The following is an 11,485-nucleotide window of genomic DNA, read 5'->3' as shown; positions in this document are numbered from 1 at the left end:
CTGGACTTTAGCCAATTATGCCGCTAAAGCCAGCTGATAAATCAAAGCATTAGCCTGATTGGCCGTAATTTTTAATAAATCACTCTCATTTTCAGACTTTGAAAAATACTTTTTGGTCAAAATTGATTTTCTGACCAGCGTTATAATATCGCTAAAAGTCGACTCTCCATTTTTGTCATACCATGATGTTTTTTCTTGTATAAAAACAGGTTCTTTTTCATAGATTTTAAGGCCTATCAGCGTCACCAGCGAATAAAGCCCCATTAATAATGGAGTTGATCTCTGAATGGCCTTGTCTGACCACTGTCGTTGAGTTTCGATACCTAAATGGGCGCGTGTTTCTTCAAAAGTCACCTCGATATTCCAACGCAGCACAAACCAATTAATAATCTGTTCTGGCATATCAGTTATGTTTGTACTAAAAAATGTTTCAGCAACATTTTTTCCATCAGGCGTCTTGACCAAGACAATCCGTACAGGCAATGGAGGTATGCCCGCATGGTACCATAAACACACAAACGTCAAATATTCGATGGCTTTTTTCTTTCCACCATACCAATTAACTTCCATTGTTTCCCAAGTCTTGCGATTATTTTCCAGCAGTTTTTTGAGGAAAATGCGTTTACCTTTAATGGGTTTCCTGCCCAATTTTTTTCTTTTCAATTTGGGGAGATCAAATAGCTGAGCATCCAACCTAAAGCGAGATACCAGTGTGACTTGATGCATAACGCAAGTACGCGCCAATTTCATACAGGCATAAGCGCCATCTCCTATTAAAACCCAGGGGCGCTTTGCCCAGCGAGCAATTAATTTCACCATCTGCTGCGTCCAGTCAATCGAGGTCTTATGCCGTTTGTTCGCTTTTTCATTGCATTGTTTTGATGGTGCGAGAATGGTTAAAAAAGGTAGCGCCCAAGGACGCTTACACCAAGGCAGCGGCACAATCAACGTCATGCATTCCCACTTTAACCCAAAAGATGTTATGACTTTCGATTCACTTGAAAGCACCGCATCGCGGTAAACTCCTTTAGCTTTTATTTTTTTGCCTCTTCTGCGCTCTAATGTTTCATCAACAGCGATTAAAATAGGCCATGTCTTTGGCAATAGGTTCAGCAGCATCCCAAATAAGATTTGGCTTAATACGAGACCGCTCCACTGAGCCTGGCTTAAAAAACGGTGGTATTTAGAAAAATTTCTCTCTCCAGATAAGTTCATGACGCGCAGGATATTGCTTATCCGTCTGGCTCCTCGGCACAGTATCGCTCCGATTAATAAAATTTGAGCTTTTTCCCAAGTCGGCAATGTAAATACAGGTGCAAATAAAGCAATAACTGATATAATTTCTGGTGTCATCGCTGGCAGTTCCTCTTGTTATTTTTGTTTTTTGAGAAACTTAAAAATACATGATCTGCCAGCTTTGGCAACTGATTTAGCTTACTTTTTTCAAATTAACCCAGCCAAAAAATGGCTAAAGTCCAGGAATAATAGAACTGTTTTAATATTCCTCCCGATATTCATCAATTGAACAGGGTTTCCAATTCGTTCTCATTAAGAGGGCGATCAATATCCGAATTGCTTTTTTATTTTGTATCTGACTAACAAAGAATTTAAAATGGAAAAGGTCATCATGCTAAAAAACTATAATACTACTCTAACGCGTGGACTAACCTTGATTTTAGCCGCAGGCTGTGGGATAGCAGTGGCTAATATCTATTATTCACAAACCCTAATTTCACTCATTGGTACTTATTTGCATTTAAATCACACTTTAACTAGTTTTATTGTGACTTTAACTCAAATTGGTTATGGCGCCGGTCTAATTTTTATCGTACCAATGGGCGATTTAACTGAGAATCGACGTTTAATTTTCTTATTGCTGTGCGCAAGTGCAATAGCATTGATCGGGATTTTATTAGCCCAAACGAGTTGGGTTTTTTTGACCTTCTCTTTTTTGTTGGGGTTAACTTCAGTGAGTGCACAGGTGATTGTCCCCTTCGCTGCCCATCTGTCATCTGAAGAAAGCCGTGGCAAAACTGTCGGTAATATCGTCAGCGGTTTATCGCTTGGTGTCATGTTGGCCAGACCTTTGGCCAGTTGGTTGGCAGATTTATTCATGTGGAAAGCGGTGTTTATTCTGTCATTATTCTTAGTGCTAATTTTTGCATCACTGGTATTAATCAAACTTCCACGAAGACAACCTCAGGAAACTTCTTCTTACGCGGCAATATTGACTTCCTTGCTGCAGCTATGGAAACGTTATCTCATACTACGTCGTCGTTCCACCTACCATGCGTTTTTATTTGGGGCCTTTAGCTTATTTTGGACATCGATTGCCTTGCTGCTGTTGGGACCCAACTTTCATTATACACAAGGCCAAGTGGCTTTATTTGCCTTTGCGGGTATCAGCGGCATATTAGCAGCACCATTGGCGGGTCGCTTGGCAGATCGCGGGTATTCACGTTCGGTAACTGGTGCGGCCATGATGTTAGTTGCTCTGGCATTTCTTCTCGCAAATTTAGGCAAGGATTCGATTGTAGCGCTGTTATTTGCGGCGATTCTGTTGGATGCTGGAGTCTGCTCTAATTTGGTGTTGGGGCAACGTGCCATCTATATGTTGGCCGCCGCAGAACGGGGGCGATTGAATGGCATCTATCTCAGCACTTTTTTTATTGGAGGAGCAGTAGGTTCGGCATTAAGCGGCTTTGCCTACGCTAAAGGGGGCTGGATTGCTATTTGTAATATCGGTTTAATTAGTGTATTGATAGTGTTCGCTTACTATCTAACGGAGTTTTTTGCTCAATTTAAGCATAAAAACATAAAAGGTTAAGTAGAGAAAGCTGTACAGCCACGCTGTGAAAACGTCAATGTACGTTTGGAGTGTTCATTCTTTTACGTAATGTGACGCAATCCAAATAAGAACGTACCATTCGTACAGCCTATATAATTTCAATTTCTGAAATATTGATTTTCATTTTATGTGATTTATTGTTGTTATTAAAATATCTATACTAACGCAATACAACAAAAATAAAATAAATTTCACTCAGGTCAGTCGGCAAAAATTTGCTCAATTAACGCAAATTCTTGGCGCGGTGATATCTTGGTCCCAGATTAACGTTAACATATATTTCAGCTGTTTTTGCCAGTGTCGATATAGGAAAACAACTTTATAACGCTCGTTGCGCCATGTGTTATGGTTTTGATGCTGCAGCTACAGGATATTTAGCCCATAAAAGCAATCCACTAACACCTGATCTGACCACACCCGCTTTTCAGAAAAGATTGCGCGAATACCCAGGAGTTATTGGTTCTTCTATAGTACTGCGTCCGAATGGTAACTTGATTCCTAATATTTTGAAAGGAAATGGAGTTAAAGTTCCACCCCATACCTGGACAGAAGATGAATTAAGAGCGCTAAATATATATATGTTAACACTGATTTTTAAAAAACCAGAGAATACAAAATAAAAATCTTAAATTTATGATACATGATTGTCTAATGAATCGGGACACTTATCGCAGGGGTCCGATTATTTAATCTAGCACCGTGGGTCTTTAAAAAAAGTTAAGTGAAAAAATTAACCTAACTGATTGGTTAAGTTGGGATTATGGAGTGGAGATGTTGTTTGAACTTTCGCTGAGGGGGATGACGAAGGCGCAGTTGATTGCAATTTAAATTGCCCTTGTTTGGTCGCAAGGGTAGAAAGCAATGGTGTCGTTGATTGCGAAGGTGCCATATGGCTGATTGTGCTAGAAGAACTGCTGGCACTGGATGCCTCTGTTTGATTAGACCTTGCCATGTGTATGGTAACAACTCTGTTAGTATTAACAGGAAATTTTACATCTTGTTTTGATTTAACTTCACCATTCGTTTGTGTATTTCCAATAGCAGGCAAATCGTTTTGGCCTATGGAAATAATAGGCCGTTGAAGAGAAAACCTATTTTTAAAGGCTACTTGCTCTATAAGAAGGCATATTCTATCTCGTGCGGCATCAGCCATATCTTTATCAAATTGTCTTAATGCTTCAGGATGTAACTTAGTTGCTAACAAAAGTAATTTATCTTCTTCAAGTGGCTGATTTTTATAGCGAGCCAGCATTTTGTTTACTGTGTTTTGGTCAGCTTTCTGGATAGCCGTTAATAATACTCGTTCCCAGTTTTTCAAATGATATTGCCAATATATTTTAAGTAAACCAGTGTTGGTTTTTTTCTCATCAATTGGTTGGTTTTTAATTTTAATTATTGGTTGAGTTTTGATTTTTGTTGATGTCGACACTAATCCAAACTCATTAAAATTTTTGATTATTTCACGATTGCTAGCATGGTAACTATCTGTGATCCATAAATTTAATGCTTTCTGGATAATTTCGGATTTTGCTCGTTTGGCCAAGTTAAAATCCTTCTTATATAATGCAATACCTAAGCGAGCCTCAGCGTATAATTTACTTCCTTCGACTTCTTTATAGTTAATGACTTCCTCTTCGCTTTTATAGTAAGGAATGGCCGTAGTGAAGGCGCTATCGAGGCTGGTTGCGTTTGATAAAACCACTCCCGCTGGTTGACTAATAGTGGCATCGATTAGATTAAATTGATTAAATTTAATAATGAATGCTTTGTTGTGCTGTGAATCGCAAACAATAGCACCGTATTTTGGGATCTGCACCCTAGGCACATCAATGCCCAGAGCAATTGACAATTCAACGGCGAGAACAGGTGCTTTTAATAAATTATTTTTGTTATCTGGCTTCTGAAATACAAAAATTTCATCAATATTACCTTTTGTATATTTAATAAAATCTTTAAATCCTTGTTCGCAGGAGTCAGGATTGCGGGCATGATACAGGGCAAAATTGCCGTCTTTTAATTTTGCCACTACAGCCTGACAAGGTCCTAGGTTACTGGTAAAAAGTAAACCATTATCAGTTGTAACCATAGCCTCCCCAACCCCCACCTCATGGATTGGGCTATGTCTTGGATCTTTCTCTACATATAATGTAACTGAGTCTGAATATTGGTAGTGAGTTGCAGATGAATTAGAGTATTTTACTATTTTTTTAGTTTCGCTAGCTGGCAATTCAGTGCTCATGACGCGCCTCAATTTAGTTTGAGATTATAATTACTCTCGATAGTGCTTGTTAAAGGTAAGTTTTATGATATCCAGCGTTTAGGATTTAAATCTATCTGTTCAACAATGCTGGAAACTAAAAAAATCCTTGTGACAACGTTGGGTTAATATATTATATGTTATCAACTGAATCTGAAGATTTCCTGAAATGCCAAATTCATTGGACAGGTACTTTTTCACCTTGATGAATTGATCTGTCATCATACTCGAGTTCTTAAATATGATTCTTTTCTTCTAGAAATGCCATAAATCGATATGTCAGAGATTCCTTAGAAGCATTGGGTGGCCATACGGCATAAACAGACAAGGATTCAGCCTGCCATTCAGGCAGAGGTTCAATAAGATATCCCTGACGAATATCTTCAGCCACAAGGAACGCGGGTGGGGTTGCTAGTCCTAACCCAGCAATGGCCAACTGGCAAACAGCATCCATGCTATCAACAATGATTCTTGGCTCAAAATGAATTGAACAAGTTTTCCCCTTTTGATTGATTAACCTCTTGGTATGTGGGCGCACTTTGAGCCCAATCCAATCCCATTTCAGTAAATCCTGTGGTCGTCGAGGCGACTTATACTCATTCATTAAAGAAGGAGCGATGATTAGTTTTCGTGTCATAGTAAAGAGTCGTTTAGATTTTAAACCACTGTCTTTTAAGTTGCCTATTCTAATCGCAAGATCAATGCCTTCCCGAATCAAATCCTGTTGCGTATCGCTAAAGTTTATTGAAAGTGCTACTTTGGGAAACGCTTTGGCAAATGCAGCAATATGGCTAACCAGAGGACTTCTTGTCAGCATTGCTGGGACAGTCAAATTTAATTTACCTGTGGGTTCCTCTGCATGGTAGGCAATGCTATTAAGGCCTTTTTCTGCAGCCAATAGCATGGCTTCTGCGCTCATAAATAATTTTTCGCCTTCATGAGTAAGGGAAAGTTGTCTTGTGGATCGGTAAAGCAGGGCGACGCCAAGTCGCTCTTCCAGCTGTGCCACATGGTGGCTCACAACCGAAGGTGAAAGCTGTAACGCATTGGCTGCTGAACGAAATGAGCCCGCCTCTACTACTTTAGCGAAGATGGCCAATGCCCGTAGTTCATCAATCATTGTATTATCCTATAAAATAATTAATTCTAATTATACTATCTTATCACGCTCTTCTGTATATGGTAATCTATCAAAATAACGTGATATGAAAGCTTTTAGGAGAACCTATTGAATAACAAAGACTTAGCAAGTAATAAATGTGTCATCGTGATCGATCAGTCTTTACCTGTTGGCGTCATTGCCAATACGGCAGCAGTGCTATCAATTAATATAGGAAAAATAATCCCAGAAATTGTTGGTCACGATCACAAAGATAATGCGGGAGATAACCATCATGGCATAACGACGATGGCCATCCCCATTTTAAAAAGTAATGGCTTGGCACTTAAGGAAATGCGCCAAGCAATGAAGGTCTATGAACCAGATTTAATAGTGATTGACTTAATTACGGCAACTCAAAGCACTAAAAGCTATGCAGACTATGTCCATCAATATGAAAATACTCCAATTGAGTATTTAGAGTATCTAGGATTAGCGCTGTATGGCGAGATAAAAGTCGTCAATAAATTTACCGGTAGCTTGGGATTATTAAGATAGTTTTCGAGAAAATAACGATGAAACTTTTTAGCATGTTTTCATTTTCTTTGGTCATGTCAATTACGCCAGGACCGGTGAATATGATTATTCTTTCCTCCGGCATTAACCATGGAGCAAAGAAAACTATCCCTTATGTGTTTGGGGCAACTGTAGGCTTTACCTTATTGTTGCTTTTTATTGGATTTGGATTTTCACAGTTTATTAATGCCTATCCATCTTTTCTGACTTATTTAGCGATCGCGGGCTCTTTATATATTATTTATATCGGATACAAAATTGCTTCTTCTAAACCAAAGTTGGAATTATGCAAAAAAGATGTTCCTAAATTTTACGAAGGTCTTTTGCTTCAATGGGTGAATCCTAAAGCATGGATTGCTTGCGTATCTGGCGCTTCAATCTTCGTAAGTCAAGAAAGCTATAATGCATTGTTAACATTTACCCTGATATATTTTATTGTATGTTATATTGCACTTAGTATTTGGGCAGTCTTGGGTGATAAAGTGTCATATTTATTAAAAGATTATTTTCGCCTACGAGTCTTCAATTTCATTATGGGATTAATTTTGATTATAACAGCTGGATATTTATGTTATGGTCAGTTTTAATTAGAAGCTGTCTCAAAAATATTTTAGCTGTCATCCTTCGCTTACGCTCAGGATGACAATCTAGAGACAGCTTCTAGTTTGAGTTTCGCGCCAGCGGCTAATTTTTCACTTTAATCAATTTGAATGTCATGTCGTGTTTTTTTATAAAAGCTAGCGTAAAACAGTAGCGCCATTAAAGACATAACTAAAATCACTGCTGCTACTGAAGCAATGGTTTGATTATACACGACCCCAACAGCAAAACTGCCCAGACTACTAAACCCAGTCATGCTAAATCCCAACATTGCCGCAGCAAAACCACCTGAATTCGGACTTGCAGACAAGGTTTCTTTCGCAAGTGGACTGCTCGCCAATCCGAATCCAGCGGCATATAACATCATAGTTCCTACAAATCCGTAAAGATTCTGTGAATAAATAAAACTCACTAACAACATAGCCACAGCAGCTAATACAATGAGAATTGATCCCAGTAAAATCACTCGATCTGTACGGTAGTGTTTGACTAATTTATCAACCAACAAAGATGTGACGATAAAAGCGCCAAATACGGCCAATTGAGTCACACCAAAATATTGTGCGGGTATTTTTAGTAAGTTGATAATGACAAACGGCGCGCCTGATAAATAAGCAATTATCCCGCCAAAAAATAGTCCATAAGCTAACAGATGGCGAATAAACATCCGATTTTTTAAAAGGCTCCAATACGTCGTCCATAAAATGCGCGGATGCAGAGCAGTTAAATCCAAAGTGCTTTTGCTTTCAGGCATCCATTTCCACAAGCCTATAAGACCTATCAAACCTAATACGAATACAAGAAAGAAATTTGCGCGCCAGCCTAATAGTAAAAATATATAGCCGCCTATTAATGGCCCCAATAAAGGAGCGGCAGAATTACATATATTTAGCAACGATAGCAAGCGAACGCACTGGTGACCGCTAAATAGCTCATGAATCACTATGAAGCTGACTACCGTTAAACTGCAAACACCCACACCTTGAAAAAAGCGTGCCAAAATTAAATATCCAACGTGATTGCTTATTGCGCAAATGAAGGTTGATAATAAAAATATCAAACCACCCGCAAACAACACCATGCGCCGCCCATAACGATCAGCAAGGGGCCCCATCAGCAATTGGGGTACGGCAGCACCTAAAAACCACAGTGCCAAACTCATTTGTACAAAATGCGCGTTGGTATTAAAAATATGCACTAAACTGGGCATGCTCGGCATGTAAATGTCATTGGAGACATTACCAGTAAAGCTATACAGAAATAAAAAGATTGGAAACCAGAATAGATTTTTAGCTGACTTCGAAGGTGAAGAAAGAAATTTAGCCATTTTGTAACCTCATACAAAAAAATACATAAGATAAACAAATCCCCAAAGTTAGGGATGTTGACCCGTTATGCAGAGTTGTATGTAGCTAAGCGGCTAAAATCATGATGTACCTAAATTGATAATGTTTAAACTTCTTTATTATAACATGCTTGAAACCGATGGGTCAATGTTTTAAGGAAGATGTGTTTTAAGGAAGATGTTTTAAGGAAGAGGTTTAAACGTTGGGGCTGCAGCTTTTATTAAAGGTCGGGTAGAGCACACTTTGGGGGCTTTTAGCCACAAATGCCATTCATAGGGGGATTCCTTATAAATTCACGTTCAACGAACTTTGGGCTAGCCTCTGAGAACAATTTAGCCAAACTGGAAGGTAATTCTTGGTACTTTATTAATTGCTTGCCTTGACTGTCAGTCGTTATTGAATTTAGCATTCTGAAATTAATATACGAGTTATTTAAATCTCCATTTTTTCAGCCTATTTTTTGAACTATCAGAAGAGTCTGGGTTAGATTTTAAGCTATTTAACGGAAGGTATTCTTGAGTCAAATAATGGTTAGTATGGGCAAAGTAATTACCTTGCTTGGATAAAACCTTGTAGGTAAATTTGCGCGTCGGATCTAGATTGTTATCACCATAGGCAACTTCAACGGTCAATATCTTTTTGCCATCAGCAATCTGGTAAAAATGAGGATCGGCAACACTAAATATTTTAGATAAAAAGGCAGTATTTCATCAACAGTATTAAAGTTTTGCAAGATACCGTATTTAATCATCCCCTCAGCTGTGCCATTTTCTGGTTGCTGAAATCTTCTATTTTTATTTGCATTGGGTGGAAGTGGGGAATCTTCTTCGATAATAGTTAATCCATGCTGATTTACTCCCATGGATACATTATTTTTTGAAGTTAGTGCATAAAACTCATTGTTGTGGTTATAATTATTTTCATATTAATTGTTGAATTGCTGTATTGGCACTACGGGAAAGGCAAATAATATTCTATTTAAGTTCTTTTCTTAAAAAATAAAATATGGAATTTTTCGGCAAGCCATGCCGCTCAAGCTCAACCCGATAACCCAGTTTTTTATATAAATCGAGTGCTTCCCAGCTGGTTGTGTTGACTGCGCCAGACAAACATTTTTTCTCTAATCCTAACTTTTCAGCAGCTCGCATTAATTTCGTACCATAACCTTTTCCTCTCAGCTGTTCATCTATCCACAGTTGATCGATATAGAGCCAATTATATCCGATATTGCCATTACATCCGCCTTTGATTACATTGTTTCTATCACGGATAAAGAATGCAAACGGTTCTATTGGCTCCAATCCGTGTTGTTTAGTGTTATTGGCTATGCCTTTAGCCAAAATATCAATTTCTTGGAACAGGGGATTTTCTTCATATGTCATGGAATAAGTCATTTAATTGATCGCTTTTAATTTGCTTTGAATCAAGAAAGATAACTGCACAGCCTGGTTGCATAATGTAGTGTTAAGAATTGACTAATCACTTATAATATCCTCAAAATTTGTTGCGCCACTTTTGTGCGATTGGGATTATGCATCGTTATGTATAACCTTGCAAATTGCTAAAGTGGCGATCTCAGACACAAAATGATTAAAAACTATGAAATTCACTTCTAATGACGATTTAACCCATTCCTCCGCATTTATTTCTCTAGAAACAATAGAACCCTATCGTTCCGGCTCATTAGATAGTTTAACATTTGCTGTTAAAGATTTAATCGATGTAAAAGGAATGGTCACTGGATGTGGGAATCCAAGTTGGGCAAAATCACGCCCACCTGCAGTGACTCATGCGATCTGTGTTGAACAATTATTAGGTGCTGGAGCCACTTTCCTAGGAAAAACCCATACCGATGAACTTGCCTATAGTCTACTCGGTGAAAATTTTTTTTATGGCACCCCATTAAATCCCCGTGCTCCTGACCGAGTGCCAGGCGGTTCCTCCAGTGGATCTGCCTCGGCAGTTGCATGTAACCAGGTCGATTTTGCGCTAGGCACTGATACAGGAGGTTCTGTTAGAGTACCTGCCAGCAATTGCGGCATTCTAGGATATCGACCGTCTCATGGAATGATTTCTGTTGCAGGTGTTAATCCTTTGGCCCCAACTTTTGATACTGTTGGAGTGTTCACAATTGACCATCAAATTTTACAACGGGTGGGAAATGTATTAACAGGATTACCTATTTATAAGAAGCCCATTAACCTTAAGATTTTTTTTCTTGAAGATATATTACAAGTCTGTGATTTAGAAGTTAAAACAGCATTAGCTCCTACTCTTGCATGGTTGAAAAATAAATTTTCAGTAGAAACCACCACCTTGCAAAAAATTACCGGAAAAAAAATTAATTGGAAATGGTTATATGAAAATTATTTTATTCTACAATCGACAGAAATTTGGAGTACTTTAGGTGATTGCGTAGAAAATAGTGGTGCAGAGTATGGTCCCGTAATTGCTTGTAATTTCCATACGCTAGCCAAAACAGCTAAAAAATTAGATATACAATCTGCTATAGAAAATAGGGAATTTTTCGCGCAAGCAATCAACCAATTTTTACAAGAATCAATATTATTGTGTTTTCCAACAACGCCTGCTTTTGCACCGTTACTGGGCACCATTGGTACTGGACTTTAGCCATTTTTTGGCTGGGTTAATTTGAAAAAAGTAAGCTAAATCAGTTGCCAAAGCTGGCAGATCATGTATTTTTAAGTTTCTCAAAAAACAAAAATAACAAGAGGAACTGCCAGCGATGACACCAGAAA

Annotated in this window: 11 protein-coding genes; 5 read left to right on the top strand and 6 right to left on the bottom strand. The window is 38.4% G+C overall.

What is annotated here, in order from left to right:
• Positions 1–15 precede the first annotated feature (15 nt).
• Positions 16–1,353: a transposase gene (locus tag VHE99_05540; GenBank protein HVV68479.1), complete on the bottom strand. Its 1,338-nt coding sequence runs from the start codon at positions 1,351–1,353 to the stop codon at positions 16–18.
• 274 nt (positions 1,354–1,627) lie between these two features.
• Here VHE99_05540 and VHE99_05535 point away from each other — a divergent pair, with 274 nt between their 5' ends.
• Together VHE99_05535 and VHE99_05530 are read left to right on the top strand one after the other, a co-directional pair.
• Entirely contained in the window at positions 1,628–2,827 is a 1,200-nt protein-coding gene (locus tag VHE99_05535) for an MFS transporter (protein ID HVV68478.1), read from the top strand.
• A gap of 299 nt (positions 2,828–3,126) precedes the next feature.
• On the top strand, positions 3,127–3,468 hold the full coding sequence (locus VHE99_05530) for a cytochrome c (protein HVV68477.1): 342 nt from the start codon (positions 3,127–3,129) through the stop codon (positions 3,466–3,468).
• 110 nt (positions 3,469–3,578) lie between these two features.
• On the opposite strand, the gene VHE99_05525 is transcribed toward VHE99_05530, so the two are convergent.
• Complete coding sequence (locus tag VHE99_05525; protein ID HVV68476.1) at positions 3,579–5,087, bottom strand: hypothetical protein; 1,509 nt, start codon at positions 5,085–5,087, stop codon at positions 3,579–3,581.
• Positions 5,088–5,340: 253 nt separating this feature from the next.
• Positions 5,341–6,225 carry a LysR family transcriptional regulator gene (locus VHE99_05520; GenBank protein HVV68475.1) on the bottom strand — a complete coding sequence of 295 codons (885 nt, stop codon included), beginning with the start codon at positions 6,223–6,225 and terminating at the stop codon, positions 5,341–5,343.
• Positions 6,226–6,333: 108 nt separating this feature from the next.
• Between VHE99_05520 and VHE99_05515 the strand changes: the two genes are divergently transcribed.
• Together VHE99_05515 and VHE99_05510 are read left to right on the top strand one after the other, a co-directional pair.
• A complete protein-coding gene (locus VHE99_05515) occupies positions 6,334–6,762 on the top strand; it encodes a DUF2000 domain-containing protein (GenBank protein ID HVV68474.1) in 429 nt (142 codons plus the stop codon).
• Positions 6,763–6,779: 17 nt separating this feature from the next.
• A complete protein-coding gene (locus VHE99_05510) occupies positions 6,780–7,367 on the top strand; it encodes a LysE family translocator (GenBank protein ID HVV68473.1) in 588 nt (195 codons plus the stop codon).
• 110 nt (positions 7,368–7,477) lie between these two features.
• On the opposite strand, the gene VHE99_05505 is transcribed toward VHE99_05510, so the two are convergent.
• The 3 genes from VHE99_05505 to VHE99_05495 all read right to left on the bottom strand — a co-directional run bounded on the left by VHE99_05505 (position 7,478) and on the right by VHE99_05495 (position 10,108).
• A complete protein-coding gene (locus tag VHE99_05505) occupies positions 7,478–8,707 on the bottom strand; it encodes a multidrug effflux MFS transporter (protein ID HVV68472.1) in 1,230 nt (409 codons plus the stop codon).
• Positions 8,708–9,354: 647 nt separating this feature from the next.
• Complete coding sequence (locus tag VHE99_05500) at positions 9,355–9,588, bottom strand: hypothetical protein (GenBank protein HVV68471.1); 234 nt, start codon at positions 9,586–9,588, stop codon at positions 9,355–9,357.
• 112 nt (positions 9,589–9,700) lie between these two features.
• Entirely contained in the window at positions 9,701–10,108 is a 408-nt protein-coding gene (locus tag VHE99_05495; protein HVV68470.1) for a GNAT family N-acetyltransferase, read from the bottom strand.
• Positions 10,109–10,325: 217 nt separating this feature from the next.
• Here VHE99_05495 and VHE99_05490 point away from each other — a divergent pair, with 217 nt between their 5' ends.
• Positions 10,326–11,357: an amidase family protein gene (locus tag VHE99_05490; GenBank protein ID HVV68469.1), complete on the top strand. Its 1,032-nt coding sequence runs from the start codon at positions 10,326–10,328 to the stop codon at positions 11,355–11,357.
• The last annotated feature ends 128 nt before the right edge of the window (positions 11,358–11,485 follow it).

The organism is Gammaproteobacteria bacterium, from assembly GCA_035546635.1.
GTDB lineage: Bacteria > Pseudomonadota > Gammaproteobacteria > JAURND01 > JAURND01 > DASZWJ01.
The sequence above is the reverse complement of the archived record's forward strand: the minus strand, read 5'-3'. Positions and strand labels throughout refer to the sequence as shown.

Bases quoted from the DNA above. Each gene is read 5' to 3' on its own strand.
- VHE99_05540 (HVV68479.1), bottom strand. From the start codon at position 1,353: ATGACACCAGAAATTATATCAGTTATTGCTTTATTTGCACCTGTATTT.
- VHE99_05510 (HVV68473.1), top strand. From the start codon at position 6,780: ATGAAACTTTTTAGCATGTTTTCATTTTCTTTGGTCATGTCAATTACG.
- VHE99_05495 (HVV68470.1), bottom strand. From the start codon at position 10,108: ATGACATATGAAGAAAATCCCCTGTTCCAAGAAATTGATATTTTGGCT.
- VHE99_05490 (HVV68469.1), top strand. From the start codon at position 10,326: ATGAAATTCACTTCTAATGACGATTTAACCCATTCCTCCGCATTTATT.
- VHE99_05500 (HVV68471.1), bottom strand. From the start codon at position 9,588: ATGGGAGTAAATCAGCATGGATTAACTATTATCGAAGAAGATTCCCCA.
- VHE99_05535 (HVV68478.1), top strand. From the start codon at position 1,628: ATGCTAAAAAACTATAATACTACTCTAACGCGTGGACTAACCTTGATT.
- VHE99_05505 (HVV68472.1), bottom strand. From the start codon at position 8,707: ATGGCTAAATTTCTTTCTTCACCTTCGAAGTCAGCTAAAAATCTATTC.
- VHE99_05520 (HVV68475.1), bottom strand. From the start codon at position 6,225: ATGATTGATGAACTACGGGCATTGGCCATCTTCGCTAAAGTAGTAGAG.
- VHE99_05525 (HVV68476.1), bottom strand. From the start codon at position 5,087: ATGAGCACTGAATTGCCAGCTAGCGAAACTAAAAAAATAGTAAAATAC.